The organism is Streptomyces sp. NPDC059851 (assembly GCF_042732005.1).
GTDB lineage: Bacteria > Actinomycetota > Actinomycetes > Streptomycetales > Streptomycetaceae > Streptomyces.
The window spans coordinates 1-18,825 of sequence record NZ_JBHWJJ010000017.1 but is presented as its reverse complement, the minus strand read 5'-3'; the positions used below and the strand labels follow the sequence as shown (position 1 = coordinate 18,825).

The following is an 18,825-nucleotide window of genomic DNA, read 5'->3' as shown; positions in this document are numbered from 1 at the left end:
AGCGGCCCCCCCCGGGTCCCCGGCCCGCCGGATCAGAAGAAGGTGCGCACGAACTCCGTGACCGTGCCGTCCGCCTGGACGACCGGGATCAGCGGCCACTTCTCGAAGATGGTGCACGGGTGGGACATGCCCAGCGCCACCCAGTCACCCACCTCGACGGCGTCCGCGGAGTCGGTCTCCAGCCAGGCGTGCTGGTCGGACAGCTTCACCACCCGGACCCCGGTGGCCGGCCGCTCCTCGCCGGTGAGGGCGTCGCGGACCAGCTCGGCCACGGGCAGGCCCAGGTCGTAGGCGACGTCCCGCTTGCCCGCGTTGACGAACGCCTGCGTGGGGGACGGCCGGGAGACGACCTGGGTCCACAGCCGGAATGCGGGCCGCAGGCCGCCCTCCTGCGGGACCCGGTTGAACGGGGTCAGGCGGGTGTACCAGCCGTGGTCGTGGGAGACGTACGCCCCGGAGCGCAGCAGCCGCAGCACCGGCCGGGACAGCTCGGGCAGTTCGGCGAAGACGTCGGAGACGGCGTCGAACCAGGAGGAGCCGCCCGCGCTGACGATGATCTCCTCCAGGTCGGCGGCGAACCGCCCGGCCTTGTCGAACTCGACGGCGAGGGCGGTCAGGCGCCGCAGCCAGGCGTGCACCGACTCCGGGTCCGCGTCGGGCACCTCCGCCTCGTAGCCGGCGACGCCGACCAGGCGCAGGGAGGCGGCGTCGGCGACGGCGTCGGCGACCGCCCGGCAGTCCTCCTCGGTCCGCGCGCCGGTACGGGCCCCCTCGCCGGCGCCGAGTTCGACGACGACGTCGACGACGGCCGCCCGGCCGCGCAGGGCCCGGTCCATGAGGTGGACGCCGCGCACGGAGTCCACGTAACAGACGAACCGGAAGTCGGGGTCGGAGGCGAGTTCCTCGGCGACCCAGTGAAGGGCGGCCGGGTCGACGAGCTCGTTCGCGAGGAAGATCCGGCGGATCCCGAAGGCCCGGTAGACGCGGGCCTGGTGGGGGACGGCCGCGGTGATGCCCCAGGCGCCGTGCTCCAGCTGGCGCTCGAACAGCTGCGGGGCCATGCAGGTCTTGCCGTGCGGGGCGAAGGCCAGGTGGTGGCGGGCGGCGTACTCGCCGAGCGCGGTGAGGTTGTGCTCCAGGGCCTCGGCGTCGAGGGTGAGGACGGGGGTGGTGAACCCGCCGGTGTACAGGTTGCGCTGCTGCTCCGCGAGCCCGCCGACGGTCAGGGCGGCCCGTTCGGCGTCCGGGGGCAGGCCCTTGAAGCGGTGGTCGACCGGCTCTTCGGCGAGCCCCCGGACTGCGTCGCTGCTGCCCATGCGGATCCTCCTCGCGTTGCACGCTCTGCAACGTTTGTTACGGGTAGTACCGCCTGCTGTCTAACAGCCCGCATGACGTGGGTCAACGCAGCTCCGGTGCGGGGAACGGGGCGCCCCCGTCGGCGGGAGCGCCCCGGATCACCGGCCGGGCCCTGGTACGGCCGGCCGCAGTGCACCGCGACGGACTACGAGCAGTACTGCGCCTCCTTGCCGATCGAGCGGTACATGCAGTCCGCGTTCTCCAGCAGTTGGAGCACCGCGTCCTTGTTGCGCGCCGTCTCGCGGTCGATCACCTCGTCCGGCGGGTAGAAGCCGCCGCCGCCCGACTCCGGGTACATCTCGAAGGTGTACCCGAAGATCTTCTGGTCGCCCCACAGCCAGTCGTCGATGGTGCCGTCCGTGATGTACAGGTCGCTGGACTGCTCCGGGGTGTAGCCGTTGCTGTTGGCCATGCGCGTGCCGATGGTCTTGAACACGGCGAGGTCGTCCGCGGTCAGGCCGGGTGCGGTGTCGTTGTACGTCCACCCGTACGGCCACAGCACCAGCTCGCTGTAGGTGTGGAAGTCGATGGCGGCCTTGATCTGCTGCTTTCCGCCGACGACGCGGCTGCGGACGAAGTTCGCCACGGCCTTGACCTCGGGCGTCGACTCGGCGGCCGGGCCGCGGTAGGTCTCGGAGCCCTTGCTGCCGCTGGAGCCGCCGCAGCAGCCCCACTTGTAGTTCCAGTTGCGGTTCTCGTCCGTGCCGACGTAGGAGGAGCCGGAGTTCGGCTGCCGGTTCTTGCGCCAGGAGCGGTAGGAGCCGGTGGCGATGTCGTACTCGCCGCCGTCCGGGTTGAGGTCGGGGATGATCCAGATCTCCCGGGAGTTGACCGCGTTGGTGACGCGGGTGTCGGTGCCGTAGCCGGCGCCGAACTCCTTGAGCAGGTAGAGCGCCATCTCGACGGTCAGGTGCTCGCGGGCGTGCTGGTGGTGCGTGAAGAGGACCTCGGGCTCGTTCTCGTCGGTCGCCACGTTGTCGCTGATCTTGATGGCGACGATGTCGCGGCCCTGGTACGACTTCCCGATCACCCGCTTGCTCATGATCGAGGGGTACTGGGCGACGCGCTGGTCGATCTCGGTGCTCATCTCGGCGTAGTTGTGGTACCTGGAGTCCGCGGACGGGAAGTCCATCGGGCTCGCCTTCACGCCCCGTTCGGACCGGTCCGGCGGGCCGGGCAGCGGGGTGAGGGTGTAGCCGAGGGCGCGCAGCGCCCTGGCCTGCACGGTGTCGGCGCTGACGACGACCGAGCGGGCGTCGACCTCGTCGATGGCGACGCCCGTGCGGAGCAGTGCGGTGCGCTCCTGCGGGGTGGACGGGCCCTGGATCTCGTACTGGACGACGGCCTCGTCGTGGGTGGCGGTGGACGGCGCGGGCGGCGGGGCCGCCGTGGCGCTCATGCCGTAGGCGGGTGCGCCGAGCGCGAGAGCGAGCAGGGCCGCCGTGACGGCGGCCCTGCGTCGGGTGTGGAGCCGCATGCGTTCTCCTGGGTGGGGAGTGTGGGGGTAGCCGTGCGGACGCGCACAGCGTGCTCTTGTGGCATGTCCAGGTCAAGGGCCCGGATTCGGCCAGGTCCCGTGCAGGCCATCCCCACAGGTACCGCCTACGGCAGGCCGTGGACCTTCGGACCCACCGCGTTCGACCAAGCACCACCCGCCTTGGCGTCCCAATTGGTCGACCAGGTCATCGCACCGCGCAGCCCCGGGTAGGTCTTCGACGGCTTGAAGGACCCGCAGTTCGTGCCCCTGGTCAGGCAGTCGAGCGCGTTGTTGACGACGGTCGGGGAGACGTACCCGCTGCCCGCCCCGCTCGGCGAGGCCGGCACTCCGATGCCCACCTGCGAGGGGTCGAGGCCGCCCTCCAGCTGGATGCAGGCGAGCGCGGTGAGGAAGTCCACGGAGCCCTGGGAGTAGACCTTGCCGTCGCAGCCGTTCATCGAGCCGCTGTTGTAGTACTGCATGTTGACGACGGTGAGGATGTCCTTGACGTTCAGTGCCGTCCGGAAGTAGCTGCCGGACGGGGACTGCATGTCGATGGTCTGCGGGGCCATCGTCAGGACGAGCGAGGGGCCGGCCTTGGCGGACAGGGCGCGCAGAGCCTGCGTCATGTAGGTCGGGTCGAGGCCGTTCTCCAGGTCGATGTCGATCCCGTTGAAGCCGTACTCCTGCATGAGCGCGTACGCCGAGTTCGCCAGGTTGGTGGCGGAGGCGGCGTCACCCACGGTGATGGTGCCCTTCTCGCCGCCGATGGAGAGGATGACGGACTTGCCGGCGGCCTTCTTCGCGGCGATGTCCGCCTTGAACCGGTCCACGGTGTAGCCGCCGAGCCCGGCCGAATCGAGGTGGAAGGCGATCGCGCCGGGCGTGGCGGTGGCGTCGGCGAAGGCGACGGCGATGATGTCGTACTGGTCGGAGACGTCGGAGATCCGCTGCACCGTCGCGCCGTTGTCGAAGTTCTGCCAGTAGCCGGTCAGGGCGTGCTTCGGGACCGTCGGGTCGGGGTTCGGGCCGCCGCCCCCGGTGGTGGTGCCGGTCACCGGCGCCGACCGCGGGCCCTCGCCCGCCGCGTTGTACGCGCTCACCTGGAAGGAGTACGAGGTGGACGGCGCGAGCCCGGTGATCCGCGCCGGCGGAGCGGACACGGACCGGATGCGGACGCCGTCCTGGTAGACGTGGTAGCCGCTCGCCCCGCTGACGGCGTCCCACGAAAGGGTCAGCGCGTCCTGGCCCCGGCCGGAAACGGCGGCCCCGGCCGGAGCGCCCGGCACCGACGGGCCGGGATCGGTCGGGCCGCCCCCGTCCGGGCCGAAGACGCTGAACTCGTCGACGGTGTGGGCCGGCTGGCCGTACCAGCCGTGCGTCCACACGGTCACCTGCGTGGTGGCGGGCCCGGTGGTGAAGGTCGTCGACAGCACCTGCCAGCCGCCGCCCGAGCCGGGGGTCCAGGTGGACACGTCCTGGGTGCCGGTGCCGGTCGCGCCGAGGTACACGTACGAGCCCTGGACCTGCGCGCTGAGCGTGTACGTCGAGTTCGGCTTGACCGTGACGGTCTGGCTGCACCTCGCGTTGTCCTGGCCCGACGGGGTGGCCCGCAGCGCGGCCGTTCCGGAATGGACCGGCGAGGAGGTGACGGCCCCGCTGCCGGCGCTGCAGCTCCAGTGCGCGAGGCCCGACTCGAAGCCGCCGTTGCGGGCGACGTTGACGTCGGCGGCCTGCGCCGGGCCGGCGGCGAGGGCGGTCAGGCCGCCTGCGGTGAGGGTCGCGGCGCCCAGGAGGGCGAGGGAACGCATGCGGTTCACGTGGTCTCCGTGGGGGGAGGAAGGGAGGTGAACGGGGGTGGGGAAGGGGTGGTGCGGAAGGCGGGGGAGCGGGTGGGGAAACGGGCCGTGGAACCAAGTGGGGGACCTGCCGGACAAGTTGGTCCAGACCAATCGTGGTGTCAAGGGTCTTTGCGAAGTGGCTTGAACTGATCGGCCGCCCGATCCCGGTTGTCCGGGTTTCCCGCCACCTGTGCCACGTGCTCGTGGCACGGGAATTTCCAAGGCCCTGCCCTGCCAGGGGTGACGCGGATATGGTTCTGCGGCAAGGGGGAGAGCTCGTCGGCCGTTTGCGGTCGCGCAGGGTGTGCGCGACGCGGCGACCGTGCGAACTGCTGCGCGTGTACGGGGTGAACAGGGGGGTTCGCGTGCCGATCGCCATTGCCGTCACCAGTGCCGATCTGGTGCTGCCGGCCCCTGACCGGCACACTCCGCCGGCCGTCGTCCTCGCCCCGCCGGGACGGCTCGACCTCGAAGGCAGCCTCGCCGAGGTGAGCGCCCTACTGGAGCGCCACAGCCACGTACTGGCCGTCGTACCGTCCTGGCTGCCGCCCGCCACCGTCCGGCGGCTGCACACCGTACGCGCCATCCTCGAAACCGACCGGATCGCCCTCGTCGACGTCGATCTGCCGCCGCTGGGCACCGCCCTGCTGGTGCGACAGCTGCGGCAACTCAGCATCTGCGACTTCAGCCCCGGCGTCATCGCCGCGGCCGCCCGCCTGCTGTCCCACTACATCCACGCCGGCGCCCTGCTCGGCTCCGTCGCCCGGCTCGACCGGGTCCCGGTCGGACTCAAGGCGCACGCCCGGTCCTGGTCGCCCGGCGCCCAGTTCGCCGTCCTGGCCCACCCGACACCGCACCTGGCCCGGCTCGGGACGTCGGGGGCGGGGCCGGTGCACGGCAGTCGGGGGTCGGGGTCCGGAGCGGAGGGGCGCGAGGGGCGCGGTCGGCGGGCGCGCGGGGGGCGCCGTGCCGCAGCAGGGGGCGGGGCGGCGCAGGGCGGCGGCGTCCTGCCCCCGGGACCCGCGTACGCCACCCAGCTCACCTTCGCCCGAGGCCAGCTCGCCTCCGACTGGGTGACCGCCGAACTCGCCCCCGCCTGGCAGGTGCAGGGCGTGATGGAGAACCCGCTGCCCGCCGACTCCGCCGCCTGGTGGGCGACCCCGAAACTCGTGGAGTTCGCCGCCGGCATCCCGGACCTGCCCGTCCTCTACCAACTGGTCGCCTCCGTCCGCCGCGACGAGTGCCGCTGGTGCGGTCTCGAACTCATCGGCGACCGGTGCGGCTTCTGCGCCGCCCCCCTGAACCCCCCGCAACCGGCCGCACCGCCGCCGGCCGCCGAGGCCCCAGGCGCCTCCCGCCCCCGGTCCAGACACTGACCCGACCACCCCGAACGAACGAAGAACGGCGAGGTAGTACGGCACATGAACTCACGCCAGCGCCGCGGCGTCATCCTGCTGCTCCTGTCGGTCCTGTGCGCCCTCGCGGCGTTCGGCGGGGTCCTCGTGGTGATCGGCGACGTCAACAGCAAGGTCGGGGCCGAGGTCGTCGCGTACCGGGCCAAGGCCGATATCGCTCCCTACAGCCCGCTGTCGGCCGGACAGTTCGAGGAGGTCAGCATCCCCAAGCGGTGGCTGTCCGAGACGGCCGTCACCGACCTCGGCGGCCTCAAGGACAAGATCGCCCTGACCACCCTGAAGAAGGGTTCCCTGCTCCAGGCGGACATGTACGTCGACAAGCCGCAGCTCCAGCCCGGCGAGCAGGAGATCGCCATCATGATCGACGCGGCGACGGGCGTGGCCGGGAAGATCCACTCGGGGGCGAAGGTCAACATCATCGCCACCTTCAAGGGCGCCAAGGAGTCCGACCCCTCCCGCTCCGTGATCATCGTGGCCAACGCGCGCGTCATCAACGTCGGCAAGCTCACCGCCCTCGACAAGGACAGCGACCGCAAGGGGCCCGCCGAAGCCGTCCCCATCACCTTCGCCCTCACCACCAAGGACACCCAGCGCGTCGCGTACGCCGAGTCCTTCGCGGAGCACGTACGCCTGGCCCTGGTGGCCCCCGGCACCGACTCCGCGCCCAGCGCGGCCGACCGCACGTACACCCTCGACGGGGACAAGTGAGGCCCGGATGACCACCCGAATCCTCCCCGCGGCCGGCGACCCGGACGCCGCCCGCGCCATCTCCACCCTCCTCAGCCAGCTCCCGGCCGCCGAGCCGGCCGCCCCCGTCCCCGACTCCGCCTCCCTCCTCGACACCCTCGGCCGACTGGCCGCCGAATCCGTCGACGAACTGCCCGAGGTCGTCCTCGTCCACGAGCGGATCGGCCCCGTGCCCGCCCTCGACCTCATCCGCGAGGTCGCCCTCCGCTTCCCCGCGGTGGGGGTCGTCCTCCTCTCCTCGGACACCGGCCCGGCGCTCTTCTCCGCCGCCATGGACTCCGGCGCCCGCGGCCTGGTCGGGCTTCCGCCCTCCTACGAGGAGCTCGCCGCCCGCGTCCAGGCCGCCGCCCAGTGGGCCGCCGGCGTACGCCGCCACCTGGGCCGGCCCGCCGAGGCGCCGACCGGGCCCGGCGGGCGGGTGGTCACCGTCGCCGGGGCCAAGGGCGGGGTCGGCACCACCTTCGCGGCGGTGCAGTTCGCCCTGGCCGCCGCCGCGGCGGGGCGGCGCACCGCGCTCGTCGACATGGACCTCCAGGCCGGGGACGTCGGCTCCTACCTCGACGTGCAGTTCCGGCGCTCCATCGCCGACCTCGCCGGCATCCAGGACATCTCCCCGCGGGTGCTGCAGGACGCCGTCTACGACGACCGCACCGGCCTCGCCCTCCTGCTGGCCCCGGCGGACGGCGAGCGCGGCGAAGAGGTCGACGACCGGGCCGCCCGGCACGTCCTCACCGCCCTGCGCAGCCGGTACGAGCTCGTGGTCGTCGACTGCGGCACCAACGTGACCGGCGCCAATGCGGCCGCGGTGGAGGGGGCCGACGTGGCGGTCCTGGTCACCACCCCGGACGTGGTCTCCGTACGGGCCGCCAAGCGGATGGTCCGCATGTGGGAGCGACTCCAGGTCCGCAAGGCCGAGGACACGACGATGGTGGTCAACCGCTGGAGCAGGCACACCGAGATCCAACCCGCGCTGATCGAGAAGATCACCAAGACGAGGGTGGTGCGGACGCCTGTGCCGGCGGCCTTCAAGGAGCTCCAGGCGGTGGTGGACGCGGGCCGCGTCCAGGACCTCGACAACCGCTCCACCGTCAAGCAGGCCCTGTGGACGGTGGCGGGCGAACTGGGCCTCCTGGCGGCGCCCACCGCCCCCGAGCCGGCGACCGCCGTGGCGGCGGGAGCGATCCCGGCCGCCACCACCGCCCCGGCTGCCGCGGCCGCCCCCGGATCGGCCCTCGCCGTCCGCAGGCCCGGGCCGGTGGCCCGCCTGCGCCGCGGCGCGGGCGACCGCGGCGCCATCGGCCCCTGGCTCCGCCGAGGCCGGGAGCACTGACATGCCCACCCCCAGACCACCGCAGAGCCGCCGGCCCCGGCCGAGCCGCCCCCACCCGCCGGCCGACCCCGCCGCCCCGGCCCGCCGCGCCGACCGGGCGCCGGCCGGGTCACCGCGCGGGCGCGGCCGCCAGCGCGGTGACCGCGGACAGGTGGCGGTCGAGTTCGTCGGCATGGTCCCGCTGATCCTGCTGCTCGTCGCCGCGGTCTGGGAGTGCGTCCTGATCGGCTACGCCTTCTCCCTGGCTGGCAACGCGGCGGACGAGGCGGCGCGCGCGGGTGCGGTCAAGGGGGGCGGGGCATGCGCGGCGGCTGCCGCAGAGCACATCGGCAGCGCCTGGAACATGACCTCGGACTGCGGTGAGGCGGGCCCGCTCTACAAGGCCACCATCACGCTCGAAATCCCGGTGCTGCACCCGTCGCTGAGCTTCGGCCGCATCACCGGCGAGGCCGGTGCGGCCATGGAGAGGGAGGAGGACTGACATGACAGGCCACCCCGGATCCCGACCCGACCGCTGCACCCGAGCCGTCCCCACCCGCAGGGCCGACGAGGCCGGCAACGGCGAGCGCCCCCCGCCCGTACCGGCCGGGACGGCGACGCCACGGCCGGACGCGGCGGCCGAACGGGGCGGTCGAGGGCCCGGTCAGCGGACCCGCTTCCCCCGCTCCGGGCCGGGCCAGGCTCCCGGCCGGGGCCCGGAGCCGGCGGACGCGCATGCCCGTAGCGCGGCGGCCCGCCGCTCCGCACCGCGGGGCGACCGCGGGCAAGTGGCACTGGAGTACATCGGGTTCGTCCCGGTCCTGCTGTTCGTCGCGCTGTGCGGGATCCAGCTCGGCTGGGTCGCGTACGTCCACGAGCAGGCCGACACGGCGGCGCGGACCGCCGCCCGCGTGGAGGCCCGCGAACGGGGGGCCGGTGTGGCGGCCGGTCAGGCCGCGGTCCGCTCCGGCCTCGCCGCGGAGGTCAGCGTGGCGTCGAGCGGCGATGCGGTCACGGCGACCGTGCGGATCCCGATCAAGGTGATCGTGCCGGGGCTCGACCTCGAAGACGCCACGGCCACGGCCGTCATGCCCGACGACAACCCTGACCGCGACCCGAAGGGACGACCCTGACCATGAGCCTGCGTTCCCGGGTCGCCACGCCGGACGACCGGCACGGCCCCCGTGAGGACGGCCTCCTCGTCTCCTCCTACCGCGCCAAGCTGCTGGAGGAGATCGACCTCGCCGAGATGTCCGCGCTCAGCCCCGCCGAGCGGCGGTCCCGGCTGGAGCGGGTGCTCGGGCACATCATCAGCCGCGAGGGCCCCGTCCTCTCCACCGCCGAGCGGGCCCAGCTCATCCGCCGCGTCGTCGACGAAGCCCTCGGCCTCGGCGTGCTCGAACCGCTCCTCGAAGACCCGTCGATCTCCGAGATCATGGTCAACGGCCCGGACCAGATCTTCGTGGAGCGCGCCGGCCGCGTCGAGCAGCTCCCGCTCCGCTTCGCCTCGCACGAGCAGCTCATGCAGACCATCGAGCGCATCGTCTCCACCGTCAACCGCCGCGTCGACGAGGCGAACCCGATGGTGGACGCCCGCCTGCCCAGCGGCGAACGCGTCAACGTCATCATCCCGCCGCTCTCGCTGACCGGCGCCACGCTCACCATCCGCCGCTTCCCGCGCGCCTTCACCCTCCACGAGATGATCGCCCTCGGCTCGCTCGACGAGCAGATGCTCCTGCTGCTGTCCGGGCTGGTCCAATCCAAGATGAACGTGATCGTCTCCGGGGCCACCGGCACCGGCAAGACCACCCTCCTCAACGCCCTTTCCGGCCTCATCCCGGAGGGCGAGCGGATCATCACCATCGAGGACTCCGCGGAGCTCCAGCTCCAGCAGGCCCACGTCATCCGCCTCGAATCCCGCCCCGCGAACGTGGAGGGCAAGGGCCAGATCACCATCCGCGACCTCGTACGCAACAGCCTCCGCATGCGCCCCGACCGCATCATCGTCGGCGAGGTCCGCGGTGGTGAAACCCTCGACATGCTCCAGGCCATGTCCACCGGCCACGACGGCTCCCTCGCCACCGTCCACGCCAACAGCGCCGAGGACGCGTTGATGCGCCTGCAGACCCTCGCCTCGATGTCCGAGGTGGAGGTCCCCTTCGAAGCCCTCCAGGACCAGATCAACAGCGCGGTGAACGTGGTCGTCCAGCTGACCCGGTTCGGCGACGGCTCCCGCCGCGTCACCGAGATCGCCATCCTCGACTCCCACGGCCGCGAACCCTTCCGCATCACCACCGTCTGCCGCTTCGCGGCCCAGCCGATGGGCGCCGACGGCCGCGTCCACGGCTGGTTCGAGTACCACCCGCTACCGCGCCGCATCGCCGAGCGCCTCTACATGAACAACCAGCCGATCCCGCAGGCCTTCGGGGTCGCCACGTCGGACGACCAGCTCGCCACCCGCACCACCCGGACCGCCCCGTGAACCCACTCATCCTCCTCACCCTCGGCGCCACCCTGCTGGCCTGCGTCCTCGTCATCGCGGGCGTACACGTGTACACGGCCGGCCGGGCCCAGCGCGCCGCCCTCATCGAACGCCTCGCCGCCGAAGGCGCCCCCGAACCACCCGGCCGCAGACGCCGCTTCACCGCCGTCGACCGGCGGCTGCGCACGACCGCGCTCGGCAAGCGGATCGAGGTGAAGCTGGCCGTGACCGGCCTCGACCTCACCCCCGGCGAATTCTTCGTCTACATGCTCCTGTCGGTCGCCGGCATATGGCTGGTCGCCGCCAGCTTCCTCGCCCCGTTCTTCGGCCCCGTCGCCGGCCTGATCGGCCTGTGGGCCGCGGACGCCTTCCTCAACTGGCAGCGGGCGCGCCGCACCGAGCGCTTCATCAACCAGCTCCCCGAACTCGCCCGCATCCTCGCCAACGCCACCCAAGCCGGCCTGGCCCTGCGCACGGCCATCGCCATCGCGGCGGAGGAACTGGAGGCCCCGGCGGGCGAGGAGCTCTCCCGCGTCGCCGACCGCCTCGCCGTCGGCCACTCCATCGAAGAGTCCCTCGGCGAGATCGCCGAACGGCTCCCCTCCCGCGAACTCGTCGTCCTCGTCTCCACCCTCGTCCTGTCCGCGCGGGCGGGCGGCGCACTCGTCGGCTCCCTGCGCAACCTCACCGTCACCCTGGAGCAGCGCAAGGAGACGCGGCGCGAGATCCGCACCCAGCTGTCCCAGGTGACGGTGACCGCGTACCTGGTGCCGGCGATCGGGCTCGGCTCGCTGCTGCTGGTGAACCTGATGATGCCCGGCGCCCTGGACCGCATGACCGGAGCCTTCCTCGGCCAGAGTGCGGTGCTCGTCGCGATCGGGCTGTTCACGCTCGGGTTCGTGCTGATCCGCCGCCTGTCGAAGATCGACGTGTGAGGGGGTGGACGACGACGTGATCGCGATCCTGCTGGCCCTGGCCCTCGGCCTTTCCGTCCTCGGTGTCTTCCACGGCATCCGCCTCTACCGCGCCGAGACCAAGCTCCCCTCCGACCTGGCCCTCGCCCTGGAAGTCGGCGCCACCCGCACCACGGCCGTCGGCTCCGCCGTCGACCGCCTCGGCATCCGCTGGGCCCCGCTGGTGCTGCGGCTGATGGGACCGGAGCGGGTGGCGCGCAAACGCCGCCAGATCGACATGGCCGGCAACCCGGCCGGCCTCACCATCGACCGCTACGCCGCCCGGCGCGCCGTGTACGGCTTCCTCGGCGCGCTCGGCGCCTTCGCGATGCTGGTCAACGGGCAGCTCGTACCGGCCCTGCTGATGGTCGCCTTCGGGGTCTTCTGGATCGAGGTCGGGTTGTGGTCGGCGATCCGGATCCGCCGCGACCACATCGAGCGGACCCTGCCCGACTTCCTGGACGTCCTCGCGGTGGTGGTCAGCGCCGGGCTGGGCTTCCGGCAGGCGCTGGAGCGGGTCGCCGGCAAGTACGACGGCCCCTGGTCGGACGAGATCCGCATCACCCTGCAGCAGATGGACATGGGCGTCAGCCGCCGGCAGGCCTTCGACGAGCTGCGCCGGCGCAACGACTCCGAGCAGGTCGCCCAGTTCGTCACCGCGCTCCAGCAGGGCGAAGAACTCGGCTCCCCGATCGTCGACACGCTGATCGCCATCGCCGAGGACATGCGCCGCACGGACGCCCAGAACGCCCGCCGTCGCGCCGCCCGCGCCGTCCCCAAGGCCACCTTCGCGGTGACCATGTTCATGCTGCCGGGGACGCTGATCCTGCTGGTGTGCGGGTTCGTGTACGGGGCCGACGTCGACTTCGGCGCGCTGCTCGGCGGCGGGTGAGCGGCGATGGTACTGCTGCCGGACACCGCGGCGACGCAGCCCTTGCCGTGGCCCCGGGGGAGGCGGGGGCGCGCTTCGGCGGGCGCGTCGGTGGGGGCTTCGGCGAAAGCCAGGTCGGGGGCTCCGGCGGGGGCCACGGCGGGGGCCTCGATGGCGGCCTCGGTGGGGGCTTCGGTGGGGGCTTCGGTGGGGGCCTCGGTGGGGGCTTCGGTGGGGGCTTCGGTGGGGGCTTCGTACGAGGAGGCGAACGCCCTGCAGGCCCTGTGCCGCCGCGTCTTCGCCTTCCGCATGCTCGCCATCGGCCTCGGCGCCCCCGTGGCCCTGGGCCGTACGGCCCCCGGCGCCCCGACGTACCTCGTCGCGGGCGCGATCCTGCTCACCTTCATGCTCTCGTACGCCCTCTTCCGCGACTGGGAGCGCCTCGGACCCCTGCTGCTGCGCCACCGCTGGCTGCTCGCCTGCGACACGGCGCTCAGCGGACTCCTTCTGGTCACCGCGACCCCGGAGTCCCCCCTCGGCTTCGTCTCGCTGTGCACCCCGCTGCTGGCCGGCCTCGTCCACGGCTGGCGCGGCGCGGCCGTCTACGCCGCCCTGCAGGCGGTCGCCGTCGCCGCCCTCTCCGGCGGGCTCACCCTGCCCGTGCTGTGCCTCGTGGCCGGGGCGGCGGGCTCCTCCCTGCGCGACCTGCTGTTCCGCTTCGGCGCGGCGAGCCGGGCCCTCACCGAGACGCGGGCCCGGCTGGCGGTGGCCGAGGCCGTACGCACCGAACGGGAACGATTGGCCCGCGACATGCACGACTCCGTGGCCAAGACCCTGCACGGCCTCGCCCTCGCCGCCGACGCCCTCGCCCGCACCGAAGACCCCGAAGCCGTCCGCCGCCAGGCCGGCCTGCTCTCCGCCGCCGCCCGGCAGGCCGCCTCCGAATCCCGCGCCCTCCTCGCCGACCTCCGCCAGGAGGCCGACACCCCGGGCGTCCACCTCCTTCCCGAACTCCACCGCCTCGCGGCCGCGCAGCCGGGCGGAGCCGTCAGGGCCGAAGTGACCACCTCCGGAAGCCTCCCCCTGCTCCCCGCCCCGGTGGCCCGCCACCTCCTGGCCGTGGCCGCGGAGGCCCTCGACAACGCCCGCCGCCACGCCGACGCCACCCGCATCACCCTCTCCGCCGCCGCCGACCCCGCCACCACCACTAACACCGCGCACCTCACCCTCACCATCGAGGACGACGGCCGCGGCCTCCCCGCCGGCGGGCCCGACCTCGCCGCCCTGCGCGGCGCCGGCCACTACGGCCTGCTCGGCATGGCGGAGCGCGCCGCCGCCGTCGGTGCCCGCCTGCACCTCGGCCCCGCCGACGCGCCCGCTTCCGCCGCCCGGCCCGGCACCCGGATCCGCGTGGACCTCCCGCTCGCGGCCCTCACACCCGAAGGGAGCCCGTGATGGCCCCGCTGCGCATCCTCATCGCCGACGACAACCCCGTCGTCCGGGCCGGCCTGGCCGCCCTCCTCGGCACCGCGGACGACCTCGACGTCGTCGCCCAGGCCGCCGACGGCCGCGAGGCGCTCAGCCTGACCCGCCGCCACGCCCCGGACGTCATCCTGCTGGACGTACGGATGCCCGGCGTCGACGGCATCTCCGCCCTGCCCCACCTCGTCCGCCTCGCACCCGTACTGATGCTGACGTACAACCAGGAATCCGAGATCGTCCGAGAAGCACTCCTGCTGGGCGCGGGCGGCTACCTGGTGCACGGCGAGTTCACACCGGACGACCTGATCAGAGCGGTCCACGACGTCCGCGAGGGCCGCGCCCATTTCACGACGACGGCGGCCAGCGCCCTCCTCGGAGAACTCCGCACCTCTTCGCAACCGCAACGAACTGTGGCACAGTCGACGGAGCGTCTGCACAACTCGGTTCTCTTCGGCCTGAGTTCGAGGGAGGAGGAGATCATGGATCTGATCGCGTCCGGGATGAGCAACCAGCAGATCGCGGCCACCTGCTTCATCAGCGAGAAGACGGTGAAGAACCACATCAACCGCATCTTCGCCAAGCTCCAGAGCGCCAGCCGCAGCGAGGCGATAGCCCGCTGGCTGGGAACCGCCCGCCCGGGGGTGACGGGACATGAGTAGACGGACTGACCGGTGGGTCCGTAATTGGGCCCCGGGACCCTTGGTGACGACCCGTAACGCGCCGTACGGTCCGCAAACCAACAGCGCCACCGGACCGGGAGGAACCCCTCATGCGACACGACACGCTGCTGAAGGCTGGAGTCCGGACGCAGATCCACGTTCGAGGATGGGCCAACGTTACGGCGGCTCGATTCCGTCAGTGTTGCGCGCGTTCCGATCGGGGGCAAACGGCTTTCGAATACCTCGGAATCATCCTCGTGGTGCTTGTAATCGTCGGGGCTATCGTCGGTTCGGGTATCGGTGCAGAGATTACCAAGCGAATCAAGGAAGCCGTAACGAACATCAAAGCCGGATAATGCGGGCGGGGGTGAGATGGTCGGGAGATCGCGGGCAGGCCTTTCCGATCTACATCGCCGCCCTGGGCGGCCTCCTGTTCGTAGCGCTCGCACTCTTTGTTGTCGGTCAGGCTTCGGTTTCACGCAGTGATGCGCAGGGCGCTGCTGATGCAGCTGCGTTGGCTGCGGCCCAGGAGGCCCGAGACAACTTGCTCCCCGGCGTAGACCTGACCTCTCTACAGGGAAAGGGTTGGGAGCAGTTACTCAACGGTGTTGGGCTTGATGGCGGAGATGGGTGTGATGCGGCGGGTGAGTTTGCGTCGCGCAACAGTGCTCAGGTGGTGTCGTGCCTACCGTCGCGACTGAGCTTCAGTGTGGAAGTGAAGACGGAACAGCCTGTGGGTAAGTCGGTGGTTCCGGGCACAGAAGGCGTGTATGGAACGGCAGGGGCGCGTGCCGCCATCGTGCCACGCTGCCGATTGGGGCAGCCGGCAACGCCGGAGGTGACGCCTTCGCCCTCTGGAGGAGTTGCAGACAAGCCCGGGGGAGAAGTTGTCGACAAGCCCGGGCCGATCAAGATCAGATGCAAGGGCGGCAAGGAGCTTGCCTTTGATCCAGCGAAGCCGGACCCATGGAAACCACTCGCGCGGAAGCTGTTCGACGTGCGCTTGAAGGAATGACGCAGGAAAGCGGAGGAATTAGCCCAAATGATCATTCGGCAGACGGTGAAGGCTCGTAGGGGAGCTGCCGTTGCGACTGCGGCGGTTTTGGCCCTCACTGTGGCCGGGTGTGGGGGTGGCGACGACGGTAAAGCCAAGGGAGCGCCGAACCCCTCACAGTCGCAGCCACGGGGGGCAAGCTCTCAAGCGGCTACGCCGGGTGCCGGCCCAAGCTCAGCGCCAGCCGTGGTGATTGCCACGCTCAAGGGGCAGGAGGGCATGGTCCTGGAGATCAACTCTGCCCAGAGGGACCCGGGCGGCTTTCTCACGATCAATGGGCAGCTCAAGAATACCGGCAGTCAGTCATATAAGGACACTGTCGCGTGGCGGGGTATCGAGCTGAAGGGCACTGGGGAATCTGTGGCCGGTGCAACCCTCGTCGACAAGGTCGGAAAGAAGCGTTACTACGTGCTGCGGGACACGGAATCGCGCTGCCTGTGCACGTCGGGGATCTCAAGTGTGGACGCCGGGCAGGTGGTTCCCTTCTTTGCGCAGTTCCCGACTCCGCCGACCTCAACAACCGAAGTTGAGTTCAACCTGCCCACCTTCGCCACGGCCACCATCAAAATCTCTGGGTGACCCCATGACAAAACGCCATCGCACAGCCGCGTCAGTAGCCGTCATCGGCCTGGTCATGGCCGGGGTCCAAGCCGTCGGGGTCGGCGTGGCGAGCGCCGATGACGTCAAGCCGTCCGTACCCCCCGGCACGGAGCCCTCCGCCGCCGCCCCCGTACCCATCGACTCCAAGGCCCCCGGTCTGAAGATCCCCCAGGGCGGGACCCTCGCGCCCGTCAAGGTGCTCGACATCGCCGAGGTCGTCGAGGACCTCGGTGGTGAGCAGCGCCGCCAGGAGACCAACCAGACGGTCATGATGGCGCTGCAGTCCGAGGTCCTCTTCCCGGAGAACAGCGCCGTCTTCAACGCCCAGGCCGCCGCCCGCATTCAGGCCATCGCGCAGGAGGTCAACACCCAAAAGGCGACCCGTATCCGCGTCTTCGGTTTCACCGATGACCAGGGCAGTTACGAGCACGGCAAGGAGCTGTCGAAGCAGCGTGCCGACGCCGTGCAGGCGGAGCTCGCCAAGACGGTCACCGTCCCGGGCGTGGTCTACGACGTCCGCGGTTACAGCGAGGACTACCCGATCGCTGACAACAGCACCGAGGAAGGCCGTAAGAAGAACCGCCGGGTTGAGATCACCTTCCCGCGGGGTGCCGGGAACTAGCCGGCCCCCTTCGCCCCGCCCGCCCCAGCCGCCCGCTGCCGCGCCCGGCCTCCGGGCCGGGTCACGGCCGGGTCCCGGGCCGGAGGCGTCCCTGTGCCGGCGTGCGGGGTGACGGCGCAGCTGGGATGCCGTCCGTTGCTCGGCGGGACGGGGTAGCCGTCACGCCGGTGCCGGGAGCCGGCCCGTCGGCCCACCGCCCCCGTGATCGGGGACAGGATCACCGCCGCGCTCGGCGGGCGGGGTCCGCCGCCCGCCGCTTCGAAGGCGCGGCGCCACTTCCCCACTTCACCCTCCGGGCGCCCGGCCCGACCGGCTCTTCGCCTCCATCACCGGATTGGCTGCCGCTCCGCATCCGGAAGTGACTCTGCGTCTCCGTCGACCAGCGTGCGTGCTTCACGAACGGTTCCTGAGCGCCGTGCGGGAAGTCCGAATGGCCGCCTGCGCGGCGCGCCCGGGGCAACTCCTTCCTATCGTCGGAACCGTATGGGCAGGTTTGCCCGCCCCTCTCGCAGAGGAGACCTGAATGACGAGCAACGGCTACGGTGCGAGTTCCATGGCGGACGCCGGTGTCGATTCGGAGGTCGAATACACCGGTAGGTACCTGGTTCTGCTTGATCAAGACGACCCGAAGGCCGGTCTTGACGCACTGACTTCCGGTGCTGGTGTGGCTTCGGCACAGCACATCCCGAGTGGGGCCTCCGGGACCCGCGCACTGGAGGGGGGCGGGACCGTGGTCCTCGACGACCTCGGGATCGCCATCGTGGAAACCGCCCCGGACCAGCGATCGGCTCTGGCTGCCACCGTCGCTTCGACTCCGAGCCTCATCAGTGCCGAGCCGGAGCGGGTGCTCCGCGTCTACGCGGAACGCACGGCAACTCGGACGGATGAGTACTTCGACGGCTACTGTGACGGCTACGCACACGGGGTGGCCGACCTCACCGGCCGCGTCCGGGGCGACGGGCAGCCACGCGCAGGTGTGCCGCAAGCGGCAGCAATTCCTCGGTGGGACGAGAGCCAAGCCACCTGGGGACTGCAGGCCGTGCTGGCGACGGAGTCGACCTTCACGGGCGCCGGCACCGGGGTGGCGATCCTGGACACCGGCATCGACGTGTCCCACCCGGATCTGGCAGGACGCGTGGTGCAGTCGGCGTCCTTCGTGCCCGGTGAGACGGTCGACGACGGTCATGGACACGGCACTCACTGCGCGGGCACGGCCTGCGGTCCCAAGAGGCCGGCCGCCGGTCCGCGCTACGGCGTCGCGTGCGAGGCCGGCATCTTCGTCGGCAAGGTGCTGAACAACCGCGGCCGCGGCCCCGACGGGCAGATCCTGGCGGGGATCAACTGGGCGATGGCCCAGAGATCCGTACGCGTCATCTCCATGTCGCTGGGCGTTCCGGTTGCCTTCGGGGACGGGTACTCGCGCATCTACGAGCGGGCAGCCCGCCGTGCCATGCAGCGGGGCATCGTGATGGTTGCAGCAGCCGGCAACGAGAGCCGCCGGCCTTCGAGGATCGAGCCCGTGGGACAGCCGGCGAACTGTCCTTCGATCCTGGCGGTCGGCGCCGTCGGGCCGGACTTCTCCATTGCCCCGTTCTCCTGTGCCGGCCTCAACCCGAACGGGGGCGGCGTCGACATGGTGGGGCCGGGCGTCGGCGTGCTGTCCACGTGGCGGGGCGGAGGCTACCGCCTACTGGACGGCACGAGCATGGCCACCCCGCACGTCGCCGGTATCACGGCGCTGCTGTGGGAACAGAATCCCGGGGCGACCGCTGCGCAAATCGTTGCGCTTCTCCGCGCAGGTACGCGGAACCTCGGTCTTCCGGTACCGGATGCAGGGCTGGGACTGGTGCAGGCGCCCTAGGTGTATTGCCCAGTGAGGTTGGGGACGCGGCTGGCGGGTGGTTTGCCTGCGAGCGCGGTGTGTCCGCGGTGGTGATTGTAGGAGTGCAGCCACTGG

Annotated in this window: 17 protein-coding genes; 14 read left to right on the top strand and 3 right to left on the bottom strand. The window is 71.7% G+C overall.

Features of this window, described 5'->3' with window-relative positions; translation table 11 throughout:
- Positions 1 to 32: 32 nt before the first annotated feature.
- From ACFV7Q_RS08395 to ACFV7Q_RS08385, 3 genes are all read right to left on the bottom strand, one after another.
- Positions 33 to 1,316, bottom strand: a complete 1,284-nt coding sequence (locus tag ACFV7Q_RS08395) for an amino acid deaminase (RefSeq protein WP_385425238.1) — start codon at positions 1,314 to 1,316, stop codon at positions 33 to 35.
- A gap of 185 nt (positions 1,317 to 1,501) precedes the next feature.
- Entirely contained in the window at positions 1,502 to 2,833 is a 1,332-nt protein-coding gene (locus ACFV7Q_RS08390; protein ID WP_385425236.1) for a M14 family metallopeptidase, read from the bottom strand.
- A 125-nt stretch (positions 2,834 to 2,958) separates the two neighbouring features.
- On the bottom strand, positions 2,959 to 4,644 hold the full coding sequence (locus tag ACFV7Q_RS08385; protein ID WP_385425425.1) for a chitinase: 1,686 nt from the start codon (positions 4,642 to 4,644) through the stop codon (positions 2,959 to 2,961).
- Positions 4,645 to 5,039: 395 nt separating this feature from the next.
- Here ACFV7Q_RS08385 and ACFV7Q_RS08380 point away from each other — a divergent pair, with 395 nt between their 5' ends.
- The 14 genes from ACFV7Q_RS08380 (at position 5,040) to ACFV7Q_RS08315 (ending at position 18,729) form a co-directional block, all read left to right on the top strand.
- Entirely contained in the window at positions 5,040 to 6,050 is a 1,011-nt protein-coding gene (locus tag ACFV7Q_RS08380) for a hypothetical protein (protein ID WP_385425233.1), read from the top strand.
- A gap of 45 nt (positions 6,051 to 6,095) precedes the next feature.
- The gene (cpaB, locus tag ACFV7Q_RS08375) at positions 6,096 to 6,797 is read left to right on the top strand and encodes a Flp pilus assembly protein CpaB (protein WP_385425230.1); all 702 of its coding nucleotides are present in this window, start codon (positions 6,096 to 6,098) and stop codon (positions 6,795 to 6,797) included.
- A 7-nt stretch (positions 6,798 to 6,804) separates the two neighbouring features.
- Positions 6,805 to 8,166 carry a CpaE family protein gene (locus tag ACFV7Q_RS08370; RefSeq protein ID WP_385425227.1) on the top strand — a complete coding sequence of 454 codons (1,362 nt, stop codon included), beginning with the start codon at positions 6,805 to 6,807 and terminating at the stop codon, positions 8,164 to 8,166.
- A 1-nt stretch (position 8,167) separates the two neighbouring features.
- A complete protein-coding gene (locus ACFV7Q_RS08365; RefSeq protein ID WP_385425225.1) occupies positions 8,168 to 8,647 on the top strand; it encodes a TadE/TadG family type IV pilus assembly protein in 480 nt (159 codons plus the stop codon).
- 1 nt (position 8,648) lies between these two features.
- Positions 8,649 to 9,278: a TadE/TadG family type IV pilus assembly protein gene (locus ACFV7Q_RS08360; protein ID WP_385425223.1), complete on the top strand. Its 630-nt coding sequence runs from the start codon at positions 8,649 to 8,651 to the stop codon at positions 9,276 to 9,278.
- A gap of 2 nt (positions 9,279 to 9,280) precedes the next feature.
- Complete coding sequence (locus tag ACFV7Q_RS08355) at positions 9,281 to 10,627, top strand: CpaF family protein (RefSeq protein ID WP_385425221.1); 1,347 nt, start codon at positions 9,281 to 9,283, stop codon at positions 10,625 to 10,627.
- Entirely contained in the window at positions 10,624 to 11,562 is a 939-nt protein-coding gene (locus tag ACFV7Q_RS08350) for a type II secretion system F family protein (RefSeq protein WP_385425218.1), read from the top strand. Before ACFV7Q_RS08355 ends, ACFV7Q_RS08350 begins: the two co-directional genes overlap by 4 nt.
- A gap of 19 nt (positions 11,563 to 11,581) precedes the next feature.
- Positions 11,582 to 12,472, top strand: a complete 891-nt coding sequence (locus ACFV7Q_RS08345) for a DUF5936 domain-containing protein (protein WP_385425423.1) — start codon at positions 11,582 to 11,584, stop codon at positions 12,470 to 12,472.
- Between the two features lie 222 nt (positions 12,473 to 12,694).
- Positions 12,695 to 13,906, top strand: coding sequence for a sensor histidine kinase (locus ACFV7Q_RS08340; protein WP_385425215.1), 1,212 nt, complete (start codon positions 12,695 to 12,697; stop codon positions 13,904 to 13,906).
- Positions 13,906 to 14,592 (top strand): response regulator, encoded by a 687-nt coding sequence (locus ACFV7Q_RS08335; protein WP_385425212.1) that lies wholly within the window; start codon positions 13,906 to 13,908, stop codon positions 14,590 to 14,592. The genes ACFV7Q_RS08340 and ACFV7Q_RS08335 overlap by 1 nt, the downstream gene beginning before the upstream one ends.
- Positions 14,593 to 14,959: 367 nt before the next feature.
- Positions 14,960 to 15,607, top strand: a complete 648-nt coding sequence (locus ACFV7Q_RS08330; protein ID WP_385425209.1) for a pilus assembly protein TadG-related protein — start codon at positions 14,960 to 14,962, stop codon at positions 15,605 to 15,607.
- Between the two features lie 225 nt (positions 15,608 to 15,832).
- On the top strand, positions 15,833 to 16,225 hold the full coding sequence (locus ACFV7Q_RS08325) for a hypothetical protein (protein WP_385425206.1): 393 nt from the start codon (positions 15,833 to 15,835) through the stop codon (positions 16,223 to 16,225).
- A gap of 4 nt (positions 16,226 to 16,229) precedes the next feature.
- Entirely contained in the window at positions 16,230 to 16,868 is a 639-nt protein-coding gene (locus ACFV7Q_RS08320) for an OmpA family protein (RefSeq protein ID WP_385425203.1), read from the top strand.
- A 553-nt stretch (positions 16,869 to 17,421) separates the two neighbouring features.
- A complete protein-coding gene (locus ACFV7Q_RS08315) occupies positions 17,422 to 18,729 on the top strand; it encodes a S8 family serine peptidase (protein ID WP_385425201.1) in 1,308 nt (435 codons plus the stop codon).
- Positions 18,730 to 18,825 lie beyond the last annotated feature (96 nt).